General features: G+C 58.0%; 27 protein-coding genes. 4 read left to right on the top strand and 23 right to left on the bottom strand.

What is annotated here, in order from left to right; genetic code table 11:
* Positions 1 to 166 precede the first annotated feature (166 nt).
* Positions 167 to 691 carry a GspH/FimT family pseudopilin gene (locus HZY77_RS17295; RefSeq protein WP_296817501.1) on the bottom strand — a complete coding sequence of 175 codons (525 nt, stop codon included), beginning with the start codon at positions 689 to 691 and terminating at the stop codon, positions 167 to 169.
* Between the two features lie 88 nt (positions 692 to 779).
* On the opposite strand from HZY77_RS17295, the gene thiO reads away from it, so the two are divergent.
* The 4 genes from thiO to HZY77_RS17275 all read left to right on the top strand — a co-directional run bounded on the left by thiO (position 780) and on the right by HZY77_RS17275 (position 4,079).
* Entirely contained in the window at positions 780 to 1,883 is a 1,104-nt protein-coding gene (gene thiO / locus HZY77_RS17290) for a glycine oxidase ThiO (protein WP_296817499.1), read from the top strand.
* Positions 1,884 to 2,042: 159 nt separating this feature from the next.
* Positions 2,043 to 2,252, top strand: coding sequence for a hypothetical protein (locus HZY77_RS17285; protein ID WP_296817496.1), 210 nt, complete (start codon positions 2,043 to 2,045; stop codon positions 2,250 to 2,252).
* Between the two features lie 7 nt (positions 2,253 to 2,259).
* Positions 2,260 to 2,967, top strand: coding sequence for an ELM1/GtrOC1 family putative glycosyltransferase (locus HZY77_RS17280; RefSeq protein WP_296817494.1), 708 nt, complete (start codon positions 2,260 to 2,262; stop codon positions 2,965 to 2,967).
* A complete protein-coding gene (locus tag HZY77_RS17275; protein ID WP_296817492.1) occupies positions 2,946 to 4,079 on the top strand; it encodes a glycosyltransferase family 4 protein in 1,134 nt (377 codons plus the stop codon). The genes HZY77_RS17280 and HZY77_RS17275 overlap by 22 nt, the downstream gene beginning before the upstream one ends.
* 30 nt (positions 4,080 to 4,109) lie before the next feature.
* Here the strand turns inward: HZY77_RS17275 and HZY77_RS17270 are convergent, their stop codons facing one another.
* From HZY77_RS17270 to HZY77_RS17165, 22 genes are all read right to left on the bottom strand, one after another.
* On the bottom strand, positions 4,110 to 5,168 hold the full coding sequence (locus HZY77_RS17270; RefSeq protein WP_296817490.1) for a glycosyltransferase family 10: 1,059 nt from the start codon (positions 5,166 to 5,168) through the stop codon (positions 4,110 to 4,112).
* 8 nt (positions 5,169 to 5,176) lie between these two features.
* Positions 5,177 to 5,662, bottom strand: a complete 486-nt coding sequence (locus tag HZY77_RS17265; protein ID WP_296817487.1) for a glycosyltransferase family 9 protein — start codon at positions 5,660 to 5,662, stop codon at positions 5,177 to 5,179.
* Between the two features lie 4 nt (positions 5,663 to 5,666).
* A complete protein-coding gene (locus HZY77_RS17260; RefSeq protein ID WP_296817484.1) occupies positions 5,667 to 6,080 on the bottom strand; it encodes a hypothetical protein in 414 nt (137 codons plus the stop codon).
* 181 nt (positions 6,081 to 6,261) lie between these two features.
* Complete coding sequence (locus HZY77_RS17255) at positions 6,262 to 8,097, bottom strand: nucleoside-diphosphate sugar epimerase/dehydratase (protein WP_296817483.1); 1,836 nt, start codon at positions 8,095 to 8,097, stop codon at positions 6,262 to 6,264.
* Positions 8,087 to 8,779, bottom strand: coding sequence for a UDP-phosphate N-acetylglucosaminyl 1-phosphate transferase (locus HZY77_RS17250; protein WP_296817481.1), 693 nt, complete (start codon positions 8,777 to 8,779; stop codon positions 8,087 to 8,089). The genes HZY77_RS17255 and HZY77_RS17250 overlap by 11 nt, the downstream gene beginning before the upstream one ends.
* 261 nt (positions 8,780 to 9,040) lie before the next feature.
* Positions 9,041 to 9,961, bottom strand: coding sequence for an SDR family oxidoreductase (locus tag HZY77_RS17245; RefSeq protein WP_363154026.1), 921 nt, complete (start codon positions 9,959 to 9,961; stop codon positions 9,041 to 9,043).
* Positions 9,962 to 9,981: 20 nt separating this feature from the next.
* Positions 9,982 to 10,671 (bottom strand): glycosyltransferase, encoded by a 690-nt coding sequence (locus tag HZY77_RS17240; protein WP_296817479.1) that lies wholly within the window; start codon positions 10,669 to 10,671, stop codon positions 9,982 to 9,984.
* 47 nt (positions 10,672 to 10,718) lie between these two features.
* Positions 10,719 to 11,585 carry a glycosyltransferase family 2 protein gene (locus HZY77_RS17235; protein ID WP_296817477.1) on the bottom strand — a complete coding sequence of 289 codons (867 nt, stop codon included), beginning with the start codon at positions 11,583 to 11,585 and terminating at the stop codon, positions 10,719 to 10,721.
* A gap of 68 nt (positions 11,586 to 11,653) precedes the next feature.
* Positions 11,654 to 12,886, bottom strand: coding sequence for a class I SAM-dependent methyltransferase (locus tag HZY77_RS17230; protein WP_296817476.1), 1,233 nt, complete (start codon positions 12,884 to 12,886; stop codon positions 11,654 to 11,656).
* A gap of 18 nt (positions 12,887 to 12,904) precedes the next feature.
* Positions 12,905 to 13,858, bottom strand: a complete 954-nt coding sequence (locus HZY77_RS17225) for a GDP-mannose 4,6-dehydratase (RefSeq protein ID WP_296817475.1) — start codon at positions 13,856 to 13,858, stop codon at positions 12,905 to 12,907.
* Positions 13,859 to 13,880: 22 nt separating this feature from the next.
* The gene (locus HZY77_RS17220) at positions 13,881 to 14,825 is read right to left on the bottom strand and encodes a glycosyltransferase family 2 protein (RefSeq protein WP_296820949.1); all 945 of its coding nucleotides are present in this window, start codon (positions 14,823 to 14,825) and stop codon (positions 13,881 to 13,883) included.
* Positions 14,746 to 15,945: a glycosyltransferase family 2 protein gene (locus HZY77_RS17215; protein ID WP_296817474.1), complete on the bottom strand. Its 1,200-nt coding sequence runs from the start codon at positions 15,943 to 15,945 to the stop codon at positions 14,746 to 14,748. Before HZY77_RS17215 ends, HZY77_RS17220 begins: the two co-directional genes overlap by 80 nt.
* Positions 15,866 to 16,903: a glycosyltransferase gene (locus HZY77_RS17210; RefSeq protein ID WP_296817472.1), complete on the bottom strand. Its 1,038-nt coding sequence runs from the start codon at positions 16,901 to 16,903 to the stop codon at positions 15,866 to 15,868. Before HZY77_RS17210 ends, HZY77_RS17215 begins: the two co-directional genes overlap by 80 nt.
* 109 nt (positions 16,904 to 17,012) lie before the next feature.
* Positions 17,013 to 17,720 carry a methyltransferase domain-containing protein gene (locus HZY77_RS17205; RefSeq protein ID WP_296817471.1) on the bottom strand — a complete coding sequence of 236 codons (708 nt, stop codon included), beginning with the start codon at positions 17,718 to 17,720 and terminating at the stop codon, positions 17,013 to 17,015.
* Positions 17,721 to 17,789: 69 nt separating this feature from the next.
* A complete protein-coding gene (locus HZY77_RS17200; protein ID WP_296817469.1) occupies positions 17,790 to 19,319 on the bottom strand; it encodes an oligosaccharide flippase family protein in 1,530 nt (509 codons plus the stop codon).
* A 9-nt stretch (positions 19,320 to 19,328) separates the two neighbouring features.
* Positions 19,329 to 20,414, bottom strand: coding sequence for a GDP-mannose 4,6-dehydratase (gmd, locus tag HZY77_RS17195; RefSeq protein WP_296817467.1), 1,086 nt, complete (start codon positions 20,412 to 20,414; stop codon positions 19,329 to 19,331).
* Between the two features lie 17 nt (positions 20,415 to 20,431).
* The gene (locus HZY77_RS17190; RefSeq protein ID WP_296820948.1) at positions 20,432 to 21,364 is read right to left on the bottom strand and encodes a GDP-L-fucose synthase; all 933 of its coding nucleotides are present in this window, start codon (positions 21,362 to 21,364) and stop codon (positions 20,432 to 20,434) included.
* 109 nt (positions 21,365 to 21,473) lie between these two features.
* On the bottom strand, positions 21,474 to 22,601 hold the full coding sequence (locus HZY77_RS17185; RefSeq protein WP_296820947.1) for an O-antigen ligase family protein: 1,128 nt from the start codon (positions 22,599 to 22,601) through the stop codon (positions 21,474 to 21,476).
* A gap of 173 nt (positions 22,602 to 22,774) precedes the next feature.
* Positions 22,775 to 24,586 (bottom strand): asparagine synthase (glutamine-hydrolyzing), encoded by a 1,812-nt coding sequence (asnB, locus tag HZY77_RS17180; RefSeq protein ID WP_296817466.1) that lies wholly within the window; start codon positions 24,584 to 24,586, stop codon positions 22,775 to 22,777.
* A 52-nt stretch (positions 24,587 to 24,638) separates the two neighbouring features.
* Positions 24,639 to 25,301, bottom strand: coding sequence for an ATP phosphoribosyltransferase (gene hisG, locus HZY77_RS17175; protein ID WP_296765283.1), 663 nt, complete (start codon positions 25,299 to 25,301; stop codon positions 24,639 to 24,641).
* A gap of 162 nt (positions 25,302 to 25,463) precedes the next feature.
* Positions 25,464 to 26,717: a UDP-N-acetylglucosamine 1-carboxyvinyltransferase gene (murA, locus tag HZY77_RS17170; RefSeq protein WP_296817464.1), complete on the bottom strand. Its 1,254-nt coding sequence runs from the start codon at positions 26,715 to 26,717 to the stop codon at positions 25,464 to 25,466.
* Positions 26,718 to 26,954 (bottom strand): BolA/IbaG family iron-sulfur metabolism protein, encoded by a 237-nt coding sequence (locus HZY77_RS17165; RefSeq protein ID WP_296633516.1) that lies wholly within the window; start codon positions 26,952 to 26,954, stop codon positions 26,718 to 26,720.
* Between the last annotated feature and the right edge of the window lie 5 nt (positions 26,955 to 26,959).

Genomic DNA, 26,959 nt, shown 5'->3' with positions numbered 1-26,959 from the left:
AGTTCTCGTTTCACGCTGCCACCTTAAAAATCGGGGGCGACGATGTCCAGTTCTGCAAGACGAATGGCGGAATTAGGTTTATGAACGGCCAAATCCGCCGACACTGTGTTTCAGAAATCCACAATGCTTAACGTCATGAACGGGGCCGACTTGAGAACCAGAGGGATCAGCAGCTGCCGGATTCGAGCCGCGGACGACCGGCGTTGTTGATGACGATGTCGCGGCGCGACCCGGACACGCAGATTTCGAACGTACCATTGCCCAGGCCGGCCACCCCNCGGCTTCGCCCATCGGGCAGGTAGCTGATGAAGCGGCTGATATGGCTGTTGGCGGTGATGGTCACGTCCGCGTGGGCAGGCAGTTGCACCCGCAGCAGGGCATCGCTGGCGTCGATCACGCCGGGGGTCCCGTCGTCGACAAACACAAGCCAGCCCTCGTGCCAGTTGGCCGTGGCATCGCAAGCCGATGGGACTGTCCCCGCATCGCCTGTCTTGCACACAGTTACGCGCATGCCCCGCTTGACCGCTTCGGACCGCGCCAGCTGCAAGGCCGTCACCAGATCGTTGGTCACGGCCGCCAGCCTGCTGGTGTTCATCAGAAACCCATAGCCTGGAACCGCAATCGCCAATAAAATCGACCCTACCCCNAGTACAATCAGCAGTTCCACCAGTGTGAATCCACGCCGTCCCATTTCCCCCTCCCTCGCTTTTTATATGGGAATGTCAGCTTGCCACGCTGTAGGCGACGCATCTATACAACTTTAGTCGTAGGTCCAGCCCATGCATGAACCAGGCAATTCATGGCTGGGAACGTCAGTCATCGTCCTGGGCGCAGGGGTTTCCGGCCTCAGCGCGGCACTGGCTTTATTAAAGCGCGGCCATGGCGTCACGCTGCTGGAACGCGGTGACGTGGGAGCCGAGTCGTCGTGGGCGGGCGGCGGGATTCTGTCGCCGCTGCTGCCGTGGGATTACGCCGAAGCGCTCTCCACGCTGGCGCTGCGCTCGATGGCCGGCTATGCAGACTGGGTGGAGGACATCGAGGCATGCTGTGGACGCAGTGCCGAATACTGGCGCTGTGGAATGCAGGTGTCGGGCGAGGCCCGGATCGACGAGGCACTTGCCTGGTGCGAAGCGCACGATCTGTCGGTGCAACGCCAACTCAGGCAGACAGGCGAAAGCCTCTGGCTGCCTGATATCGCCCAGGTACGCAATCCACGCCTGGTCGCGGCCTTGCGCGAAGCCGTGATACGGCTGGGTGGGGTCATCCATGTACATAGCGCGGTGGAAACGGTCACGGTCCGTGCAAGGCATATGGTGGCAGTCCACACGGCACGGGACACCTACACGGCGGATCGGTTCGTCCTGGCTACCGGGGCGTGGTCAGGCATCGCGTTACCCAATCTAATGGGTGTCCCGAATATCCGTCCGATCCGCGGCCAAATGCTGTTGTTCAAACAGGAACCTGGCATGCTCGATACGATCCTGTACCGCAAGGGCCTGTATCTGATTCCACGCCGCGACGGCCATGTGCTGGTTGGAAGCACGCTGGAAGACACTGGATTCGACAAGACCACCGATGCCTCCACACGCCAGCGCCTGCACGTTGAGGCGGCCGAATTGCTGCCTTCCCTGGAAGAGCTTCAACCCATCAGGCATTGGGCCGGCCTGCGTCCCGGTTCACCCGACAATCTTCCGGTCATCGACCGCCATCCCGATTTCGACAATGTCTTCGTCAACGTCGGGCATTACCGCTATGGCGTCACATTGGCGCCTGCGTCGGCAGAGCTCTTGACCGACCTGATGGAGGACACCACGCCTGCCGTCGACCCCACCNCCTATCGTTGGAAAGCTGCGCGCGAACGCAGGTGGACCGACGCGCTCTAGTACGGTGTTCCCATGCGCAAGCACTCGGCGCGCCCTGACAAGATGGTTTACACTTTGCGCCACTCAAGCCACGCTGCTTCGCCATGCGATGAAAACAATAATCGGTTCATGCAACCCTATCTGTACAAAAGCTGGCAGGAATGACAAGGTTGTTGTCCATTGACTGAGACAACCGGCAAGCGCCCAGCCCTGACGGTCTGGATCGTCAGCGACGGCAAACCGGGGCATGTCAATCAATCTCTGGGACTGGCCGAGGCACTGGCGCGCGCCACGACGACCGAAACCCACCGGCTTCCCGCCTTGCCGGCCTGGCGCGTCTGGCTGGCGTTGCTGCTGAAGCACGCGCCAGGCAAGTCTCTCCCTCCCTGATCTGATCGTGGGCGCAGGGCACGCCACACACCTGACACTACTGGCGGCACGACGGGCGCGTGGGGGACGGGCCATCGTCCTGATGAAACCGAGTTTGCCGCGTGCCTGGTTCGACCTCTGCATTGTGCCCCAACACGACGGCATCGCAGCTGATACGCGGACGCTCGTGACGGAAGGCGCGCTGAATCGCATTCATGCTTCAGCCAACCGCGACGTACACCATGGATTGCTTCTGATCGGTGGCCTCTCACCGCATTTCGAGTGGGACGATGACGCCATCCAGCTCCAGATCAAGAGCATCCTCGCACGTACACCCGACACGCACTGGACGCTCACCACCTCGCGCCGCACGCCGCCCGAATTTCTGGCGGAACTGCCACCCACCCCCAACCTGACCGTGGTTCCGAATACCGCGACGCCGCCCGACTGGCTGCCGACACAGTTTGCACAATGCGGAATCGTGTGGGTCACGCCCGACAGTGCCTCGATGGTGTTCGAAGCCCTGTCGGCAGGTGCCGATGTTGGCATATTCGACCTGCCGGTCAACCCGAAAAGCCGCGTTGGCCAGGCGATCGCACGACTTGCCGACTCACAACGCATTACCCGCTTCGTGCGCTGGTGCGCGAGCGGCACACTCCATCCCAACCTGCACCCGTTGGCCGAAGCCGACCGATGTGCCGAATGGATTCTTGAATGGCTGAAGAANAAAAACTGACCGTCCTGCAATTGCTCCCTGCCCTGCAATCCGGTGGCGTCGAACGCGGCACACTCGAAGTGGCGCAGGCCTTGACGAAGCAAGGCCATCGGGCCTTGGTGATATCGGCGGGTGGACGATTGGTTGCCNCCCTGACGAAAACCGGCGCCGAACATTTCACCTGGCCGATCGGCAAGAAATCGCTCAAGACGCTGCTGCTCGTCGGCAAACTGCGAAAATTCCTGGCGGAAGAGAAAGTGGACATCGTCCACGCACGTTCACGCGTGCCCGCCTGGATCGCCTGGCTGGCCTGGCGCGGTATGAATCCGTCGACGCGACCGCGTTTCGTCACCACGGTGCATGGCCCCTATTCGGTGAGTGCCTACAGCGCGGTCATGACCAAGGGCGAGCGGGTCATCGCCATTTCAAAAATGATCATCAACTACATCGTCAGGAATTACCCGAAGGTGCCGCAGGAGAACGTGCGCCTGATCTATCGGGGCGTCGACCCCAAGCAATTTCCGTCGGGTTACACGCCACCTGACGACTGGATGCGCCAATGGCAGCAGGAACATCCCGGCTTGGCAGGCAAGAAAATCCTGTTGCTGCCCGCTCGCCTGACTCGCTGGAAAGGCCAGACCGACTTTATCGACATGCTCGAACAGGTCATCAAAGCTCGGCCCGATGTCCACGGCCTGATCGTGGGCGAAACCCACCCAAGGAAGCAGGCATTCATGGCCGAATTGGAAGCGCGCAGCAAACGTCTTGGCGTGTGTCAGCATCTGAGTTTCATCAGCCATCGCGCAGACCTTCGGGAAATCATGGCCATCAGCGATATTGTGTATTCGCTCTCGCGCGAACCCGAAGCGTTTGGCCGCGTCAGCCTGGAAGCGCTCAGCCTCGGCAAGCCGCTGATTGCCTATGACCATGGAGGTGTGAAAGAACAGCTGGCGGCCATCCTGCCCGAAGGTGCGATTTCCGTCGGCGACATTGGGCAGGCCGCCCGGAAGACCCTGCGGTGGCTGGATGCCCCGCCGCATATACCTGAACAGAATCCTTTCACATTGGAACGCATGCTGACAGCCACGCTCGACGTCTATACCGAGCTCGCCCGAGCGCCGCGCAGCAAATAAAAAGGTGGTATCGATACAGGTCCGCGGCGGTCAGGATTTTCCGCTGATCGCTCCGGGCAGATGGCGCAGCCGTCCNCAGAGCTTGCCATACACGTCCCGAAACAGGGTGGCGGGGCGGGACATGCGCATGGCGCGGCGCGACAAAATTGCCGCTCCCGTTTCCGGTTTGACGCCATCGCGATGCAGGCGTGCAATTTCACGTGCGGCCACGGCAAACAGGTTGTATTCGAACATGACACGCCGCTTGGCCTCGACGATCGCCGGCAGGCGTTTGTCGAATTCACGGTCCGCGATCGCCTTGCGGATCACCGCGGCGGCCCCGGCCGCATCATGGAGGTCGATGCGGATGAAACTTTCTTCAGGGAAATATGCCCCAAGATTGGGGCAGCCACAGTAGAAAGGCAGCGTCAGACCCAGGAAGGGATCGGCAATCTTTTCCGTCCAATGGTGCTCGCCAATATAGTTTTCGATCGCGACGTGGTAACGATAGGCACGCAGACAGTCGGCCTTGTCGTCGAGCGGCCGCTTACTATGGCGGCCGAACGTATCGAGTTCGGGCATCAATTCCACCAGTTCGCGCATGAAGCGCGCACGGTGATAGTGCAAGGTATGTCGCATCGCCTTGGGTGAATACACCATCGAGACATTGCGGGATTTGTCTTGCGGCGATTCGTCCAGGATGTCGTCGAACGGCACGGTCCGGTGCCGCCCCACCCCGTAGAACCAATGCAACGCCGACTGCGAATAAATCCGGTTAGGGTGCCGCAACGCCCACTCAGGCTGGCTGGTCAGCACCGCACCGAACTGTCGCGCGTAGTCATTGCCATAAATCTTGACGGACGAAGGCTCCATGGTCACCAGCAACGTATGCTCACGCGGACAAGCCAGCGGCTCTCGGCTGACTTTCTTGGCCTCTCCGAGTCTCGCGGGCACGTCGTCGTAGACCAGCAACCAGTCGTAATCCCGAGCCTCACGCTCGAAGATGAATTCGCATTCACCCCATACGGGCTCATTGTGCGGAAATTGATGGAGCCAGGTCGACGTGGGCGTGGAACTGATCACTTTGACACGTAGCCGTGGCTTGGTCATGGTCGGCCTCAGAAACTGCGCAAACTGCCGGGGAGGTCCTGCCCGGCCCTCAGGTCGCCGGCAATGAAGTTCGGCAATTGCGCCGCCAACCATTCCGGCGTGATCATTTTCATGCAGGCATGGGTATCCGGATTGCTGCAGGTTTTAGCATAGCAACTGATGCACGGCAGCACGGCCTGGATCGCAACAACCCGCGGCCCGATCGGTTTGACCCGACGCGGGTCGGTCGGGCCGCACAGGACAAGCAAGGGCCTGTCGGCTATCGAAGCGAAATGGGCGGTGCCGGTGTCATTGCCGACGATTGCGGCAGCGCCTGCGCACAATGGCGCAATATCCAGCAACTGGAGCTTGCCATTCAGATTGACCACCCATTCCCCGAGGGTCGCGATTTCAGCGCAGACATCCACCTCGTCCGCCGCGCCGATCAGGACGACCTTTTCCATACCCTGCTGGTGCAGCCGTTGCGCCAGTTCGGAAAACGCTGCGTGCCCCAACGTTTCAGCGGATGTGCGGCAGCCGCCCGGGCAGCAGCACGACGTAATCATTCTCGTTGAGGCCATGTTCACGCCGCAACTGTTCTATGAACGGTGCACGGTCCGGTGCGGGATACAGCACCGGATGCAAGGTTCGCGTGGGGATGCCGATCGCCTGCAATACCGACTGCATCATCGGGAACGCATGGGCTCGAGGATCGCGCAGCACCGGCTGATGCGTATAGGGAAGGCCGCCGCGGTTGCCGACGCGGATGCGTGGCGCACTGCCGGCAAGCCAGAGCAGCGTGAGCAGGAAACGGGAATGATCCGAACGTTGCAGGTCGACGACCAGATCGTAATGCCCGGCACGTACTTTCTTCAGCCACGCGAGGCTATTGGCCCAACGTCGGGTTTTACTGCGCACGTCGATCGCCCACACCTCGGAAAACGCGGGTCGTGCGCAAACAGGCCGCTGCAGTTGGGCTGCGTGTTGAGATGTATCTCGGCGTGCGGCAAGGCACGTGCAATGTCTTCCATGAGTGCGCTGGCGGTCACCACGTCGCCCAGCGCACTCCACTTGATGACCAGGACACGTTGGATCCTGTCGAGTTGTGCCGCATTCATGCCGGAGACAATTGGGGTTGATATTCCGGCACCCAGGTCTTCAACTGGCGTTTGACCGTGGCTTCATCATGAGAACCCGGGTAGGCAAGCCAGGCCAGGCATTCGGCATACCAGTCAGCATCTGCCCTGCGTGCTTTGGCCACCCGCAGCTTGGGATGCGGCGTCGGCAGCGTGGATTCGTCATCCGCAAGCAACTCCTCGTAGAGCTTTTCGCCTGGGCGGAGCCCGGTGTATTCGATGCGGATACGGTCCTCGTCCGCACCCGACAGCCGAATCATGAGTCGGGCCAACTCGGCAATCCTGACCGGCTCGCCCATGTCGAGCACGAAAATCTCGCCCCCNTCGCCCATCAACCCCGCCTGCAACACCAGCTGCGCCGCCTCGGGAATCGACATGAAATAGCGCATGATGTCGGGATGGGTCACCGTCACCGGTCCGCCCGCTTCGATCTGCTTCTGGAATTTCGGAATCACACTGCCGGACGAACCGAGCACGTTGCCAAAGCGCACCGACACGAAGCGCGTGCCGCCCGGCTGCTGCATCGCCTGGCAGGCCATCTCGGCAAGTCGCTTGGTCGCTCCCATCACATTGGTCGGGTTGACCGCCTTGTCGGTGGAAATCATCACGAACTTGCCGACCCCNTGCGCCTGCGCTGCCGCTGCGACCACCTGCGTGCCGAGCACGTTGTTGCGCACGGCTTCCCAGGCATTGTCATTCTCCATCAACGGTACGTGCTTGTAGGCCGCGGCATGGAACACCACGGCCGGCCGATGCTCGGCCATCACCTGGCTCACCCAGACTGCATTCTTCACGTCGCCGATCACCGGCACAATTTTCAGTTGGGAAAAATGCTGCGGCAACTCCTGCTCCATCGCATACAGCGCCAGTTCGGACTGTTCGAACAGCACCAGTTTCGCCGGGACAAAGCGTGCAATCTGGCGGCACAGTTCCGAACCGATCGAGCCGCCGGCACCGGTCACCATCACCACTTGGCCGGTCAGCAACTGGTGCAGGCCGCTGTCGTCGAGCTGCACCGGGTCGCGTCCCAGCAGGTCGTCAAGCTCGACACGACGCAGGCTGGACACCGACACCCGGCCCGCCACCAGATCCTCAAGCGACGGGATGGTCATCACGTTCAACCCGGTTTCGGTACAGAGTTGGGTGATGCGCTTGCGCACGGCGTGCGCGGCCGACGGCAACGCCAGCACGATGTCGTCCACCTCCATTTTCTTCGCGCAGGCCACGACATCGTCCAACGCGCCCAGAACAGGAAGGCCCTGCACCAGCCGCCCCTGCTTGTCGCGATTGTCATCCAGCAGACCGACCACGTGAAAACCCGCCGGATTCCGCGCCAGTTCGCGCAGCAGAAAATCCGCCGCCGAACCTGCGCCAGCCACCAATACTGGCTTGCTGTCCGGACGCAACACGCTGGCAAGCCGGTGCTCCTTCCACGCCCGATAGGCCAGGCGGCTGCCTCCCATCACGATCACCAACAGCAACGGATCGAGAATCAGCACCGAACGCGGGACCACCGCGTGGACACGAAACAGGATCAGCGTCACAGGAACCAGCAGCGCAGCCAGACCCACCGCCAGCACGATGCGCTTGAGATCGGGCAGGCTGGCGAAACGCCAGATGCCGCGATACAGGCCGAAACGCCAGAATACTACGGCCTGCAATGGGACCACCCAGGCGAGCGTGGACAGGGCCGCCGCCTGGAACTCGGGTGGCACCGCCAGGTTGAAGCGCAGCCAGTAGGCACCCATCCAGGCGAAAGCCGCCACCAGGATGTCGTGCAGGATGATGATGGCGGTACGGGGATTAAAGTTCATTACGGGATCGATGCCAGCGCCAGTCGATAGCGCGAAAAATCAGCAGATAGGTTGTCGCCGACAGTATAAGCACCCACACGGCGCTCAGCGGCAGAATCAGCAACACGAAGGCCAGCGCGGCAACCACGAGCATCAGGGCATAGGCTGCCAGGGCGAGTTGGCGGTGCGATGCCCCCAGCAATACCGCGCGTTGATAATAATGCGAACGATGCGCCTGCCAGATCTTTTCACCGCGTAGCCCCCGCCGTGCGAGCGTCACGCTGGCATCGACGATGAAGGACGAAAACACCAGCAGCGGAAACAACCAGGGCCATACGTTTTGTCGCGCCCCAAAGATGCCGAGCGCGGCCGCCATGAATCCCAGCGGGATCGATCCGGCATCGCCCATGAACACCCGCGCAGGGGGAAAGTTAAAGCGCAGGAACGCCAACGCCGCCGCCGCAATCGCAGCGCAGAATACGGCCAGTCCATGAGCGTCACCCATCCACGCGGCCAGCGCCAGCGCACCGAAGCCGATGACCGCCATGCCGCCTGCCAGGCCGTCCGAGCCATCCATGAAATTGTAGAGATTGGTCATCCATACTGTCGCCAGCGTGCCCACCAGCAGGGCCCAGCCGGTGAGCCCCAGCGCCAGCAGGCAGCCTGCCGCAGCGAGGAAATGTGCCGAGAAACGCACCCGCACCGACAACCCCTCAGGTCGTCGAGCAGCGACACGGCGGCCAGCGCGAACGCCCCCAGGCCAATCGGCAGCAAGGCGCCGTCGCTTCCCCACAGGCTCGCGACCCCCACCCCGCCATGATGCCCAGTCCGCCAACGCGTGGCGTCGGCGTGGCATGCAGCGAACGGGCGTTGGGGTGGTCCATCGGCAGACGTTCTCCACGCCGTAGCAGCCAGGCAAGTGTCAACCAGCAGACTACGAATGCAGCCGGGACAGCAAACACATTCATTTTGCAGCAGCCACCGTTGCGGCCAAGCCGGCGTCCATGGAATAAGGCGGCGTCCAGCCCAGGCGCGAACGGATCGCCGAACTGTCGACATGAAGCGACCCCGTCAGGCGCGCCACCGCCGCCCGTTTGCCCAGCAAGGCTCCCATGAACGCCAGCACGCCAACCGGCACCGCCAGCAGTCGCGCCGGGCGTCCCATGGCACGCGCCACCGCACGGATCAGTTCCGGCGTCGAAACCGCCTGACCATCGTCCAGCAGAAAAGTCTGTCCCGCGGCGGTCGGGTGTTCAACACACAGCCGGATCGCATCGACGAAATTGCCCAGATAAAGCAGGCTGCGACGATTATGAATCGCGCCCAGCGGCAACGGCCAGCCCCTTTGTATCGCTTTCATCAAACGCAAAAANTTCGCTTTTACCTCCGGCCCATACACCAACGGCGGCCGCAGGATGACGACTTCCAGCCCGGTTTCCTGCGCAATCCGCTGCAAGCCCTGTTCGGCTTCCCATTTGGAAATCGCATACGCATCCTCGGGCGCCGGCACATCGGTTTCGCGATAGGCTGCGTCGCGCCCCTCGCCATTGACCTTGATGGTGCTGATGAACACGAAACGCTTCACGCCGGCATGGGATGCCTGACGGGCGAGATTGAGCGTGGCTTCGGTGTTGGTTGCCCGGTAAAGAGCCAGTGGATTCTCTGTTGAGTCATTCATGACGTGGACCCTCGCGGCGAGATGGATGACCGTGTCGCAACCGGCAAGTACTGAGCGCCAGTTCGTAAATGAATTCATTTCGCCAATCGCCACCTCATCCGGCGAACCGGAACTCCGCCGTACGGCGGCAATAATCGTGTGCCCTGCTGCCCTTAATTGTCCACACAACGCGCTTCCGATAAAACCGGTTGCGCCCGTCACCAGCACCTTGCAAGTGTGCCCTGACATCACCGGCCTTCTGTATTTGGAAAACGAAGCCAATGCTTGGACAGATAGCGCACAACACTGGAAACGTGCCAACGCATGTACCGCAAATTACGGTGGCTGGCACGGCGTGCATCATGGACCACCTGCGCTTTGGGACAAGCCAGCACTCGACAACCGGCCTTCCACAAGCGCGCACAAATATCAACGTCTTCGTAATACAGGAAGAAACCCTCGTCGAACCCCTTCACACGCTTGTAATCCTCGGCCTGGAATAGCATGAACATGCCGCCTATCCAATCTGCCGCGAATGTCTCGTCACCTATCGCAAATTGATACCTGCCGTCCCCNCGGCATAGTATTTTCATGCCTAAAGACAGTGGCGTTGGAAATTTCCGCACGCTATCTTCAAGTTGTCCTGAGGGAGAAAGAACAGCCGGCCCAATCGCTGCAACGTGTTTCCGCCCAAGTTCCGCCACAAGGACTGGAAACGGGTTTTTCGGCAGCCGGATATCCGGGTTGATCACACAGTAAAACGGCGTTTCACAATTTAAGAATGCTTGATTGTGATTGGCCCCAAACCCTAGTGGCGTAATATTCCGTATCGTTAAAAGCCTGCCCTCCAAACCTGTTGGAACGTCAAGGTCCGACTCGGGAATATTCAACGTCACAATGACCCGGGCCACCTCCGGGAAGTCTGTCAAATCAAGCAAGCACCTATGCACGAGGTCAGCTTGCCCATGGCTCACTATTGAAATGGTCACCATTTATGTTCGATGGCTACCAAAAGAGAAATCGGGGTTTTCAATCCTCCCAACCTCCCTGAAATCCCATGCTTTACCCCAAGCACGATCATTTTTAAGCGCTGGAATCTAGGAGGCACCCGCAACATGAAAAATGCAAATTTAATTCCCGCATTCAATGCGATAGCGGTTCTCCAGCGTATAGGGATATTCGGCTGCTTACAGAGCCAGACAGCATTTCTGAACAGGTAATAATGCCTTAAAGGTGCGTGTATCGGAGCCGTTCTTCCAAGGGTAAGCATGGAATTTTCGCCAATGCTGTGTTTCATTTTTGCCAAGCAAACTCCAAAAGTNTCAAATCCAGCCAGTTTCGCCCTTAAGCCCCAATCAACATCTATATATTCGATGAATAAGGCTTCATTCATTGTCCCGATTTCAGACAGCGCTCTCATTGAAATCAGGCAGCCCGATGAAATCAGAAAGTCCACGGGCACAATTTCATTTCCCGACACGCACGGACAGCGCTTGATAGCAACGCCCTGAAATCGCCTAAACGGGTAATTTCCAGCAGCCAAAAAGTCAGGACCGACGGCGGCAACACGCCTACCGTCCATCTGTAGCTTGCGCATGCTCTCCCAAAGAATTTCAACCATACGACTTTCAGGAATGCTGTCTTGGTCGAAAAGAATCGTGAAGTCCACGCCGACAGACTGTGCCCTTCTCAGCCCAATATTTTGGGCTGCAGACAATCCTGAATTATCGGCCAGAGCAATCACTTCAATCTTGTCAGACCGAATACCGGACACAAGGCCATGTATGTCCGAGGCCGAAGCATTGTCTACGAGAATCACATGCTCAACCTGCGTTACAAGCGCAGTGAGCAATGCGCACAGCTCAGTCGGGGATGGGTTGTACGTGACGACTACAGCCCATATCCTGTTCACCACAGAATTCAAATCACCTCAAGCTCTGGGAGAGGGAAAACCAGTCTGGCCTTCTTCAATTTATATTTCTCAATGAAGAACTCTCTGAAATGCCAAGGCAGCACGATCAGGTAATCCGGCTCGTCTGCAAGCAATTCTGACTCAGGGATGATCGGGATCAACGTACCGGGCGTGAATCTGCCGTACTTGTCGGGGTTCACTTCACCCACCGCATAGAGCTCATCCGGGGTAAACCCGCAATACTGCAGCAGCACATTCCCTTTGGTTGATGCCCCCAGACAAGCGACCCGCTTCCCTTCGGCCAAGGCCTTGCGAACAAAATCACGCAAGGATATGCGTGAGCCCTCTGCTCGTTCGGCAAACGCCTGATAAGGACGCAAAGAGTCCAGGCCGAGTTCCTGCTCCTTTTTCAGTACTGCTGAAAGGCCAGCGAACTCGGGATATCCAGATCGTTTCTTTGCGACGATTATCGAGAAACTGCCACCATTAACATCGTTAAATTCAATATCTATGATTTTCAGGTTAACGCGATCCGCCATCCATTTAATCTGTTTGAGGGCGTAATACTCCAAATGCTCATGGCAAGCGGTATCGTAAGAATTACGCTCAAGCATCAAGGGCATGTAGCTTTGTTCAAAGACCCAAATCCCTTCATCGTCGAGGATGGCCTCCACCTCAGACATGAAATCCATAGGTCGTTCCAAGTCATAGAACATCGAAAAGGATGTCACCACACGTGCCTTTTCACCCGGGAGTGCCTGCTTAAAACGCTCTGCCGAGAAAAANTCGTCTATGACCAAGACGTCATCGGGATAGTACTGACGAAATTTTGCGGCAGTCGGGTCCATCCCGATCCGCTTACAGGCACCTCTCGGATAGGCGTTCAGTGTCGTGCCATCATTACTGCCGATATCGAGAACGACAGGATGGCCAGAAAAATCAGCGATATCCATGACCCTACGCACTTTCGCATGCAAATGTCTGACCATGCTCTGATTCAGCCCTGACCGATAGCCATAATTGTCACCATACATCTCGCCCAAATCGTAAGAATGTGCGAGTTGCAACAGACCGCAGCAATCATCGTTCCCCGTGCACTTCACCAATCTAAGCGGCCCGCGGGTGATGGTCTCGTCCTTGCGTTTTGGAAACACGCCAGTAAGCGTCTGCTCTCCCAGATCGAGCACTTCTTCCAGATGGGAATTACCACAAATACGACATTTATCAATATGGCTATACATCGTCACTCCGAACGAATATTAATCTTTCAACTCTTTAGAAAGCCGGCTGCGATCTGCATCGACCATCAAGCATACCAACTCCTTAAAACCAATCGTGGGCCTCCAGTCAAGCTGCAAACTTGCTTTGGTTGAGTCACCGCGCAATTCAACGGTTTCGGCACGCCTTCCCCAATTCTCATTTACCTTGACGTAATCCCTGTAATCCAGCCCCACATGGGCAAAAGCCAAATCACAAAACTCTCTTACACTATGCGTTTCCCCAGTGGCAATGACGAAATCCTCGCCAGCGGGCTGTTGAAGCATCAGCCACATAGCCCTTACATAATCGCCCGCAAACCCCCAATCACGTCGACTATCCAGACTACCGAGAAGGAGTGAATCCGAACAGCCCGCACTGATCATGGCTGCACCATGACTGATTTTACGGGTTACATATTCCGTTCCCCGCCGTGGGCTCTCGTGATTGAACAGGATAGCCGTGCTCGCATGCAGGTTATAACGACTGCGGTAGGCCATGACCATATTGAGGGCGTAAGTCTTCGCGGCTCCATATGCATTCACCGGTCGTAAGGCCGTTTTCTCACTCTGGGGGACNTCGTCTGAACCTGCGAATACTTCACTGCTCGCCGCCTGGCAAAAGCGTGTCTCAGGCGATTTCTGGTAAATCGCCTCCAGGAAACGCACTGCTGCCACCCCATTGATTTCGGCAGTGGCAATCGGGTCGTCAAACAATTGCGAACTCGATGACCGGGCAGCCAGGTTGTATACCTCATCCGGTCTGTAGGTTTCGATCACTTCACGAACATCTTGCGAGCAAGCCAAGTCAATTTTGACCACCTCCGCAGTCTCCGACTCACCCTTCAAGGGCATCGAACCGGCATAGTCATGAGAAGTCCCTATTACCTCATAGCTTCGCCCGAGCAATAACTCGGCAAGATAAGAACCATCCTGTCCACGAATACCCGTGATCAACGCCTTTTTCTCGGTAATGTATTCAACTAAACTGCCTCTTGGGCGAATAGGGGCTCAGAGCCAACTCCCAGCGAGTCCCCTGAAAACGATGTGGAAAAAGATCAAGCATCAACTTGACCAATAAATACGCCCCGAGACCCGGGAACATTGCTGTGAACAGGGCAGGAATCTTTTCCAGGAAGGGTCGTTTCGCGGGCATCACCAGACAGCGGAACGAATCCCATGAATACAACCCCTTAGCCCGGTAGAGCAGCAGCTTGACCGGATTTTGCCATGGATACCGGGCGGTCACCGCTGAACGTGCCGGCTCAGAGCGTTGTGTGAATGACCAGATAAGATTGGGCCACTTGAACATCCACACCTCGAATGCGCGCCTTGCCCAATTTCCGACGCCATAGCGTATGCGCAGCATCGGTTCGCCCAAGGCCAGGACCTCGCCCGGCAATGGCGCCTGAAACAGGACACCCACATGTATGAACTCCGTTCCGAAATAGGCTTGGCGCTCCCGCGCCAGCCAAATGGCGCGCCGAATAACCAGTGCGCCGATAAAACTCAGGCAATCGCCACAGTCGGCCAGTAGACGATCCATTTCGGTGGAAGCATAGCGGCGCTCGCCCGTAAAGTGGAGACGTTGACTTAACAGCTTGATGGAATAGTCGGCCGAATACACTTCCGCATCGACGATCACTGCGGCAAGATCCTGTCGGCAGAGCTCAAGAACGCGCTGCACAGCGCCGTCCAAAGGCAAATCATCGTCAGACATCAACCAGCAATACTCCCCTTGCGCCAGGACAATCGCCTTGTCAAAGTCACCATCGATCCCCGAGTTGGAAACCTGCGGAAAATATTTGAGTGACGTGTATTGCTCGGCACGCGCCCGTACAACTTCACCCGTATTGTCCGTCGAAGCACCGTCCACCACCACGATTTCGACTCCCGGCCCAACTTGAGCCAGCAGCGCATCCAGCGTCGGCGCCAGAACATCCCCACGGTTCCGTGTGGCGATGCAGATTGAAAGACGTGGCAAGGACATAGGCACGGCTTAATCCCTGACCTTTGCCAAACGGTACAGCCGGAGGGCAGCGCGATAGAAAAGCAAAAATACGGTATGCCGTGAGCGGAGCATAACGATAGGCGTTCCTAGTCAACCAAGGGGCAAGACCCGGATCGCTGAAACAGGCATCCATCAACCGATCGAGTTCCTTGCGATTCTCCAATTCGGGCACATCCAATGTCCGTCGTCTCGCATACATCCATACCGGTAGCTTGAGATCATTTCTTAACAACCTGCGTACCTGAGCCGTCTCTTCGGAATCCTTGCCAAAATATTGATGAGCGATGCCTTGATAGCCGTCGACTGCGATCCTCAGCCGGTTGACGATTCCCCTATCGAGAAAAGAGTCATTGTCCCCACGCTTGTCCAGCCATACCTCACCGACATAGCACACTCGCAGTTGCATCTGCGCAGCAGCCAGCAGACGCGCCGCGTGTGCCCAGCAACTGCCCATGAATTGATCTTGGCTTTCAACGGAAAGCCATTTCTCACGCCGGATTATCAATCCGCTCATGAAGCTGAACAATGCCTCTGAGGTGATCCCTTCCGTCAGGTAGCCCAATCTCTGCGCCCCGTCGCCAAGCTCGGCCACTCTGACCTCGTCGGTGCGAAACACGGGGTGTTCATTGAGGACATGCATGTCGCGGTCACAGTTGGAATGTTTGCAGATGTAGACATCGTGCCCCTGATCCAGCCACGCAAGGGCTTTAATCAGCGCCCCCTCACGCATGAGATCATCGCCACTGAACAGCCAACAGTATTCACCTTTAGCCAGACTGACGCTCTCAGCCAGGTCAGCATCGATTCCTCCACGCTTGGTCAACTTCACGTAGCGAAGATTCGGCCAGCGTCTAACCCGTTCGCCAACCACTTCCTCGGTGTTATCTGTCGACGCACCATCAACCACCAGGACTTCGACAGCTTCATCCATTCCAGGCTGGCCAAGGATGGAGTCAAGTGTCTGGCCGACAAACGGGCCGAAGTTGTATACCGGAATACAAATCGATAGCCGCACCGAAGTCTGCGTTGTCATACAAACCTCTGATAAAATCCCGATGCCTCGCGGCGATGTTTTTCCATTTAAGATCTCGCCCGGTGTGGGCGATCTTGCGCCCGGCCAAAAGATCCAATGCGGTACGCATCGCTTCCGTGTCATTGATGGGGGCTGTAAACAAATTGCGCTTCGGTTCNATCCCCCGGGGCTCCAGTGCCGTCGTAATCACCAGCGTTCCCTGCGCAAGTCCACTATGAATCGAGGTATTCCACTCTCCTCCACCATCGAGAAAAGGCAATACTACTGCATCAGCAACCGCCAGGAGGTCGGCGGCATCTTCGGCATCCATGAAGCCCGTAAATTGGGCATTACCCGCCCACGCCCCTCTATCGACCAANGCCCTGAGCTGATCCGCATAAGCCGTATCAGGTGTTGCGCCGGCAATTACTAATGCATCGGTTGCCGGGTTGGCTATGTCGAATAACCGTTCGATCCCTTTATTGGGGTAAACGAAACCGAAATATACGATCAAACGTTTACGCCCCTGAGATACTGATTCTTGAGGCGCATTTTTTTCGGGTGCCAATGTACTGGTGGGAAGCGCCGTGGCATTGGGAATAAACTCCCATTGCCGTGCCTTGACCAAGCCTCTAAAAACCCGGGGCAAAAGTTCAAGATAGTTAGGCCGAACGAAAATCAGCCCTTTCGCAGCCACATAAAGAACCAGAAAATGAGCCCAGGCTCGCCAACGGTAGCTTTCGTGCCAGGTCTGTACAACCTGCACCCCCATCAGCCTGCTGATGATAGGCAGAAGAGATGGCAGGCGCCTTGTGAACCCTTGCGACGGATACTGGATGTGGACCAAGTCCGGCTTCCAGTCGCGCAATACTTTCACGATGACAGGCAGGTCAGACATTGCCCAGTTTTTCACGACCGGAAAGATTTCCACCCTTTCAAGTCGAACGTCCTTGCTCTCCCTCTTCGTCAGGACCGCCACTTTGGTCCCTTCATCGTCCGCCAATTCCTCGGCGAGCCTGGCCGTGTAATCGCCTATCCCACAATGTAAAGGCGGGAAAGCTCCCGCAACCAACAAGACTCGCATGCTGTCAAGTCTTCTGCAAAGCCAGCCAAGCAAAGGTGTAATCGTAGCCAATGCAGTGGACGGCCTGCTCTTTCGCCGCGGGCTGAAGGCCCCCGACTGGCTGCAGACCGTGCCGACTCGCCATCTTGAGCATCTCCTCCACATCCCCTTGCGAGAAGATCAGCCAAGACATGTCAAAGAATGTGGTAGTGCCAATGTCAATCTTATCCGGCCAGTAATCGAACGAGGCGATGAAATAGCCGCCTGGCCGTAAAAGGCGGGAAATTTCGGAGTAGAGCCGCTCTGGCTCGTATCCATGTTCGATTACCGAAATGGCGGTAATGGCATCGAACGAGGCATCCGGATAGGGAGTGCTCATGAAATTACCGATGTCATACTTGATTTTGTCTGCATCCGGCATGGACTTCAGCGCGGGATTCAAATCGATCCCGTGGACCTGGGCGTAGCCCATGCGCCCCAAGGCCACTGGAACCTCCGAACAGAAGGCACCCAAATCCAGTATGGCGGCATCACGGGATAGATGAGACTCGATAAAACCCAAAGTCTGCAACACATCCCAGCTTTTGATGTAATCCCCNACCAAGAGTCCTGAGTTCAACCCAAACCGCCTGAGAAATTTCGAGACCGCGCCCTCTAATGTTGACAGGCCACGCCGCGCCATTACACGACGCGCCTCACTAATTTGATTCTTCGTTTGCAGAACCTCTAACATCTTTCACCCTATGAACGCCCAGCCTCAATTCCGATCAAGACCAGCTAATGATAAAACCCACAGCTCTCGTCACACCCTACTGGAACCCATTCTCCATCGTGTAATTATTGTTCCCATGGATGTCATAACTCGTGCACGGGCCATTGGTAAGACCAATAGCACTGAAAGTGCCGCAATCCCCAGAACNAGCATAATAATCATAGCCGTCCCGGGTCTTGAGAAACCAGCCAAATCAATATCCCTGAGCAGCCCGACTACCAGGAAAACTACTAGGATCGGTGCTAACACATCCCGCTTCAGCCAAGCCATCTTCTCTGTTCGTAGCAAACGTTTGTGTATGAATTGAGGCGTGACAAATACATATCCTGCATTCAACCCACACCAGACCGCCGCGCCGCCAATCGGGCCATATTTTGAAGCAAGTACCACNGTGGCTGGCGCCAGAAACAAAATGGCCGCAACGTTGATCCAGAAAGACAAACTTGTCCAGCCTGAAGCCAACTGCAATGCGAAGGGTATATTCATGATGCCGTTGCATGCATTACCCAAGACAAGCAGGGATAACACCCAGGCCCCCTGCTCACTGATCACCATATTTCCTGTCCAAACNATAAAAATTTGTCTTGAGAAGAGTGCCACGACAACGGCAGCAGGAACCACAAGAACAGCCATTACCTGGCTACTCAGATGGTAATACTCGGCCACTGCCTGTTCGTTGTCTGCGTGAAGCAAGGCAGAAAATCGCGGATACATCAAGGAAAANAGCGGGCTTATCACCATATACAAGCCTGCTGCCAAGGTGCCGGACAGCACGTAGATCCCGAAATCCTTCATCGCCAAGGTATGGCTCAGCACCAGCTTGTCCATCTGGGTCAAGGCAATACTGGTCAGGGTGATACCTGTCATTCCTCCCGCGAAACCCATGGTTCCCCTGAGAATGGAGAACCGAATGCGTGGTGTGTGCCCAGGCAGGCCCAGATTCCGCCACAGCAAGGAACGCATGCCCCACGACTGAAGCAACGCGCCCGCCACTTGCGACCAGAAGAAGGCCTCAAGCGTCGGGGTTCCCAGTGTTAGCACCCCTACGGTCAGCGCTATGCGAATCGTGGCAAGGAGACTGCTGGCGAAGCCCAGCTGGGTCTGTTTGTGAAGACCGGCCATTCCGGAACCATACAGACCCGCTGGCCATTGCAAGGCGAGCGCTAGCCCCCANAGAACCAGTGCGCGACTCGCCTGGGCCGGTTCCACGGTATCGAGTTTTATCCAGTAGTGAGCTAGGAGCGGACCCAGAAAAACNAGCATCACCCCAATCAGGACCGCCACAAAAAGATAGGTCGTTTCAAAGGTGCGCGTGATATCGCGCGCATGCCTTCTTCCATCCGTGCTATTGCCTAATCGGGCCAGTTCACGGATCAACGTGGCGCCAAGGCCGAGGTCCAGAAAGGTTGTAAATGCCTGAATGCTGGCGAAAAANCCGACTAGCCCGTAAGCCTCCACCCCGAGAAGCCGGACATAGAGTGGGACAACGACAATCCCCAACAAGGCCACCCAAGCACGAGCAGAGATTGAGACCACAAGAGCCCTTTTGACGCTCTCCATCAGCGCGGGCTATTCATGGTAATCCATGGCCTTGTAGCCGTGCTTCTTCACCAGTTCGTCGCGCTCTGCGGCCTTGAGGTCTTCTCTGACCATCTCGGCAACCAGCTCGTCGAACGTAATCCTCGGTGTCCAGCCGAGTTTCTCCTTGGCCTTGCTGGGGTCGCCCAGCAAGGTTTCGACTTCGGTGGGACGGAAGTAGCGCGGATCGACGGCGACGATGCATTTGCCGTGGGCGTCATAACCCTTCTCGTCGACGCCCTGCCCTGCCCAACGGATGTCCATGCCGAGCTCTTTGGCTGCCGCGTTGACGAAGTCCCGCACCGAGTACTGCACGCCGGTGGCGATGACGAAGTCTTCGGCGTGGTCCTGCTGCAGCATGAGCCACTGCATTTCGACGTAGTCCTTGGCATGACCCCAGTCGCGCTTGGCGTCCATGTTGCCGAGGAACAGACAATCCTGCAGGCCGAGCTTGATCCGGGCGAGCGCACGGGTGATCTTGCGGGTGACGAAGGTCTCGCCGCGAATGGGGGATTCGTGGTTGAACAGGATGCCGTTGCAGGCATACATGCCGTAGGCTTCGCGATAGTTGACGGTGATCCAGTAGGCGTAGAGCTTGGCGCAGGCGTAGGGGCTCCTGGGGTAGAAGGGAGTGGTTTCCTTCTGCGGGATTTCCTGGACCAGGCCGAAGAGTTCGCTGGTGCTGGCCTGGTAGAAGCGGGTTTTCTTTTCCAGGCCGAGGATGCGGATGGCTTCGAGGATGCGCAGGGCGCCGAGGGCGTCGGAGTTGGCGGTGTATTCGGGTTCCTCGAAGCTGACGGCCACGTGGCTTTGCGCAGCGAGGTTATAGATCTCGTCGGGCTGCACCTGCTGGATGATGCGGATGAGGCTGGAACTGTCGGTGAGATCGCCGTGGTGCAGGATGAAGCGACGCCCTTTTTCGTGCGGATCCTGATAGAGATGGTCGATGCGGTCGGTGTTGAACAGCGAGGTGCGGCGCTTGATGCCGTGGACTTCGTAGCCCTTCCCCAGCAGGAATTCGGCGAGGTAGGCGCCGTCCTGGCCAGTGACGCCGGTGATGAGGGCAACAATATTCAATGATGTAACTCTTTAGATCAGTATATAGATTGTTTAAGGAAGTCTTGATAAGTTAAGTCTATGCCTTCACGCAGTGAAGTTTTAGCTTTCCAACCAAGGCCCGCCATACGAGAAACATCAAGAAGCTTGCGTGGGGTACCATCGGGTTTACTACTATCAAAAATAATTTTACCCTTAAAGCCGACAACCTCCATGACGGTTTCCGCAAGTTCACGAATAGTGACATCTTGTCCCGAACCTATATTGAATATGCCTTCGTTAATATTGTTCTCCATAAGAAAAACACATGCGTCGGCCATATCATCCACATACAAGAACTCACGCATGGGGTTGCCTGTTCCCCAAACCGCATACTCGCTATCACCCTTCTGCTTTGCTTCATGCGCTTTACGAATCAATGCGGGCAATACATGGCTATTTGCCAAATCGTAATTATCATTTGGGCCATACAAGTTCGTTGGCATAACACTGACAAAACGTGTCCCTAGGCCACTGTTATACAAATTGCACAACTCAATGCCCATAATTTTGGCAACTGCATAAGGTTCATTGGTCGGCTCAAGAGGACCGGTGAGTAGATAATCTTCTTTAATTGGTTGCGCACATTCGCGTGGGTAAATACAACTTGAACCTAGAAAACACATCCACTTGGCTCCGCATTGGTACGCTGCGTGGATAACATTATTTTGTACTTGAAGATTTTGATAAATGAAGTCAGCCGGGTAAGTATTGTTGGCGTTAATTCCACCCACTTTAGCTGCTGCCAGAAATATGTACTCAGGACGTTCTTGGTCAAAGAATTTGTTAGTTGCTTGTTGGTTCAATAAATCCAATTCTTTGTGTGTACGGCCAATAACATTGGTGTAGCCTCCTTTTTCGAGACGCCGCTTGATGGCCGACCCCACCAAACCACGATGTCCCGCAACATAAATTTTTGCGTTTCTATCTATAGCCATCGATTGTCTCCCGAAGCAATCTTCGAATCGAACTGGTTATTACCGTTATTGAGCCGAATGTTCAAAGCTCAGCATCTAGTAAAACCGAATTCAACGATCTAAATTAGTACTCATTTGCAGGATAACGTGCACGCGCAAACGAAACTGCAATTAACCACCCCATCAATAATGACCAGTACGCTGAATAAAGCGCAGTATGCGTATTGATGGGAAATAGCCAGGTGAACGCCCCGAGCCAAGCAACCCAAGCCAGTGGATAATGCGATATTTCTCGCCCAGCTAGAATAAAAACNACGAAAAACAACAGCAAGCCTACCAAGCCAATGATACCGGTCTCCGATCCCACTTCCAGCAGAAGCTGATGGGCATAGATCTGCCCCGTCCCGTCAAGACTAAGAAAAGGATCCCCNGCTTCGGCAAATTGGGGATAGGCGTAGCGATACGAGCGAACGCCCGCACCATTAACCGGATAATGCTCCAGCACCGTGAGTGCGTTGCGCCACAAATGCAGGCGCAGTGAACTGGCCGCATCCAGACCCTCGTAACTGAGGTCCATTGCTTCAATGGACTGGTTCATGCGCTGGGCAAACTTGGGGTTGACCTGATAGGTTCCAAACCCCGCCACGACTGCGATCAGCATAATGGGAACCCATAGCCGGGCCGGATGAAAACCCAGCCGCCTGGCGTACACCCAACTCCACATCAGGGTGGCGATGGCGAAGACGATCCAGCTTTCGCGGTTGCTGGCGAGCAGGACGACCGTTGCGGTGCCGAGCCAGGCCAAGGCCAGTTGCCATTTGGCGCCATGACGGGAAACGTATTCCCACACGATGGGCGACAGCATGGCAAGCGTCAGGCCGAGCTTCCAGTCGTGCGGGCCATACAAGCCATTCAGCCGTTCGGGGTAGGCATAGCCAAGCAGGTCGTAGCCGACTGCGGCCTGGATCAGGGCATCCAGGGTCCAGAAAAGCATCAGCCACGCCGACAGCTTGAGCAGGCGCTGGCGCGCGAGGTTTTCGTGCAGCATCCAGATCAGATAGATGCCGGCAAAGTAAATACGCGGGTAGGTGAGTGCGGTACTGAGCGATTTAGAGAACCAGATGGAATCCGGCACCGACAGCGCCATGGGAATCCAGATGCACAGGAACAGCAGGCTGAAGGTCCTGGCACCGCCTTCNCACACGACCTGCTTGCCATGCCGCCAGATCAGGATGCCACCCAGGATGGCCATGATGAACACGGGCAACTCGGACGAGCGGCCGAACGGCAGCAGCAGGAGAAACGACCAGGCAAGGACGACGGGCGGCCACGTTGCGGGGCGGAACAAGGATTTCATCGCTAGACTTTATCGACGGATGCACCGTGCATCCGGCAGGGTGGATAGTAACGCACGACTCCGGACTTTCATGCAATGAAAGCCAGCGGATCCGACTGGTCGGCGGGTTTTTCTCCCTCACCTTCGACGAAGATGCGGTGCCAGACGGCAAAGCTGAGCAGCGTCCATATCGCACTGCCATGCCGGCCACCCTGCTGTTGTGCACGCAGCAGCTTGCGGACCTCGGACGAGTCGAACCAGGTACGGATCCCGTCTGCGTCCGGCAGGACTTTGAGCAGCGTCTGCAGCCGTTCGCCGCGCAGCCAGTCGTTTACCGGCACGGTAAAGCCTTTCTTGCGCGCCCATAGATGCTCGCGTGGCAGATAGCGCTCGCCCCACAGCCGCAGGAAGCGCTTGCCGGTGCGTCCCTCGATCTTGTAAGCGTCCGGCAGTGCCAGGCCGAATTCGACCACCCGGTGGTCGAGGAACGGCACCCGGCCTTCGATGCCCCAGGCCATCAGCATGCGGTCGGCCTTGGTCAACAAGTCGTCCGGCAGCCAGGTTTCCAGATCCACGCATTGCATGCGCTGTAGCCGTGTCCACTGCCGCGGAGTGCGCTGCCACGCCTGCTGGAAGGGTTGCCGCCAGCCGGGCAGGGCTTCGGCCAGCCGCGGGCTGAACAATGCGGCGCGGGTGCCGTCGAAGACGCCCTTGCTGCGGAAGCCACCGCTGCCGGGAACGCGCATCGCCGCCCAGGCTCGCTTGATCCAGGGTGAACGATAACGCCCGTAGCCGGCGAACACTTCGTCCCCGCCTTCGCCGGAAAACACCACTTTCAATTCTGCGCCGGCCTGTTCGGCCAGCATCGACACCGGCAAATTGGCATAGTCCGCAGTGAGGTCGTCGGCCGCCCAGACGCTGCGCGGCAGGCAGTTCAGCATGTCGTCGGCGCTGACCTCGAATACGCTGTGGCGGGTATGGAACTGCTCGGCGACACGCTGTGCCGCGTCAAGCTCGTTGTGCACCGAACTGCCCGGGAAGCCCACCGAAAACGTACGCAGGGGCTCAGCCATCCGCTGCGCCAGCATGGCGGCCAGCAAGGAAGAATCGACGCCNCCGGAGAGGAACAGGCCCAGCGGGACGTCGGCACGCATATGGATGTCCATCACGTCCTGCATCAAGACGTCGAAATGCTCCAGCGCGTCGTTCAAGCCAAGATCGAGCGGGGTGACCTGCAACGGCGACCAGTAGGCATGCAATTCGATCCCCAGGGTACGGGTATCGATCCGGGCCAGATGCGCGGGCGGCAATTTCGCCACGCCCTGCAGCAGCGTCCGTGGCGCGCAGGTGAAATTGGACTGCAGGAGTTGGGCAAGACCCTGAGGATCGACCTCGGGCTTCCCCAACCAGGGCAGTAGCGCCTTGACCTCGGAGGCAAACGCCAGCCCTCGGCTATCGCGGCAGTAGTAAAGCGGCTTGATGCCCAGCCGGTCGCGCGCCAGGATCAGTTCTCCACGCTGCACATCGTGGAGCGCAAAGGCAAACATGCCCTGCAGGCGGTCGAGGAAAGCGATCCCCCAGGCCTCGTAGCCGTGCAGGATGGTTTCGCAGTCGGAATGCGTGGCGAAGCGGTGGCCGAGCGTTTCCAGCTCGGAACGCAGTTCGCGGTAGTTGTAGATCTCGCCGTTGGCGACCAGGACGAGGCTGCGGTCCTCGTTGTAGAGCGGCTGCGCGCCGCCCTCCAGATCGATGATGGCTAGCCGCGTATGCAACAGGCCGACATTGCCCGCCACATGCCTACCCTGCCCGTCCGGTCCGCGATGGGCGAGTCGCCGCGCCATGTCGTCAAGCAGAGCTGCCTCGATCGGGTTGGCTGAAACGACGCCTGCGATCCCGCACATGCTAATTCCCTGCCATGCGCCGGGGCTCGATCGTCACGGCGTGCAGAACGCCTTAACGCGCGCTGTCGGCGGCGACAGCCGAAGCGAACGCATCGATCACCGGCTGAATCAGGGCCCGCTTGAGCTTGAGCGCGGCCTGGTTCACCACCAGGCGCGAACTGATGTCGCTGATGTGCTCGACCGCAACCAGCCCGTTGGCCTTGAGCGTGCCGCCGGTGGAGACGAGGTCGACGATGACGTCCGATAGCCCGACCAGCGGCGCCAGCTCCATCGATCCATACAGCTTGATGAGATCGATGTGCACGCCCTTGCTGGCGAAATGGTCGCGTGCTGCGCAGACGTACTTGGTCGCAACGCGGATGCGCGCGCCCTGCTTCACCGTCCCGGTGTAATCGTAACCCTCGCGTACCGCGACCATCATGCGGCAGCGTGCGATCTGCAGGTCCAGCGGCTGATAAAGACCGTTTCCGCCATGCTCGTTCAGCACATCCTTGCCGGCGATACCGAGATCAGCAGCACCGTATTGCACATAGGTCGGCACATCGCTCGCGCGCACGATGATGAGCCGCACGTCGGCACGGTTGGTGCCGATGATGAGCTTGCGCGAGGACTCGGGGTTCTCGGTCGGCGTAATGCCCGCCGCGGCCAGCAGTGGCAGCGTTTCTTCGAAGATGCGGCCTTTGGACAGGGCCAGCGTGATGCCGGAGTTGCTCATATTGGAGTCTTCGTCTTCAGGACGCTTCAATTATTCGCCGTTATTCGCCGTTCGCCCTGATCGTGAGCCTGTCGAACGATCGAAGGGCTTGCCTGCAAGGTTCATATTACTGGGCACATGGGCTTCGACAAGCTCAGCCCGAACGGGCTTGGGGATGTCAATTCAGTGCACCCGCTTGATACGCGCGCCCAGTTGCGTCAGTTTTTCCTCGATACGTTCGTAGCCGCGGTCAAGGTGATAGATGCGCTCGATCGTGGTCTCGCCCGCCGCCACCAGCCCGGCCAGCACCAGGCAGGCCGAGGCGCGCAGGTCGGTCGCCATCACGATGGCGCCATCGAGCCGCGGCACGCCACGCACCAGCGCCGTGTGGCCGGATACCTCGATGTTGGCACCCAGGCGGCGCAATTCCTGCACGTGCATGAAGCGGTTCTCGAAAATGGTTTCGGTGACGCTGGCTGCGCCGTCGGAGACGGCATTCATCGCCATGAACTGCGCCTGCATGTCGGTGGGAAAGGCCGGGTGCGGCGCGGTACGCACGTCAACTGCCTTCAGCTTGCCATCGGAGTCGATTTCGATCCAGTCCTCGCCGACGCTTACCTGAGCCCCGGCCTCGCGCAACTTGCTTATCACCGCTTCCAGCGTATCGGGCTGGGCGTGTGTGNNGCGCACGCGCCCACCCGTCATCGCGGCGGCCACCAGGAAAGTGCCGGTCTCGATGCGGTCGGCCATGACGGCATACTCGGCACCGTGCAGCGCGTCGACGCCATGGATGGTGATGACATCGCTGCCGGCGCCTTCGATCCTGGCGCCCATCGCGACCAGACACCGTGCGAGGTCGACCACTTCGGGTTCGCGCGCAGCGTTTTCCAGTACGGTCGTGCCCTTGGCCAGCGCGGCGGCCATCATCAGGTTCTCGGTGCCGGTCACGGTGACCAGGTCCATCACGATGCGCGCACCCTGCAGGCGTTTGCAGCGAGCATGGATGTAGCCGTGCTCGATGTTGATGTCGGCGCCCATCGCCTGCAGGCCCTTGATGTGCAGGTCGACCGGTCGCGAACCGATGGCGCAGCCGCCAGGCAATGAGACGCGTGCCTCGCCGAAGCGTGCCAGCGTCGGTCCCAGCACCAGGATCGCGGCACGCATGGTCTTCACCATTTCATAGGGCGCTTCCTTGTGCGGGATCGATTCGCCGGACAGGGTGACGTGGTTCTTGTCGTCCAGGGTGACGCGCACGCCCATGTGGCCGAGCAGCGCCAGCATGGTGCTGATGTCCTTGAGATGCGGCACGTTGCCGAGCCGCAAGGGGTCGGCGGTCAGCAAACTCGCCGTCAGAATCGGCAGCGCGGCATTCTTGGCGCCGGAAATGCGCACCTCACCGGCAAGCGGGTTGCCGCCGTGAATCAGCAGCGCATCCATTCAGCGGGCGGCCCAGTCTTCGGGGGTGTAGGTCTTCATCGACAGCGCGTGGATCTGCGCGTGCATGCGGGTACCCAGCGCATCATAGACCAGCCGGTGCTGCTGGATCATGTTCTTGCCGCTGAAGGCCGGACTGACGATCACCGCCTGGAAATGCTGGCCGTCGCCGTCCAGTTCGATGTGATCGCACGGCAGTTTCTCGGTGATCCAGCCTTTGATGTCGTCGGGAGTAACCATGCTTG

This window comes from Thiobacillus sp., assembly GCF_013693775.1.
Lineage (GTDB): Bacteria > Pseudomonadota > Gammaproteobacteria > Burkholderiales > Thiobacillaceae > Thiobacillus.
Note: the sequence above shows the minus strand (reverse complement) of the source record. Positions and strands in the feature narration are given on the sequence as shown.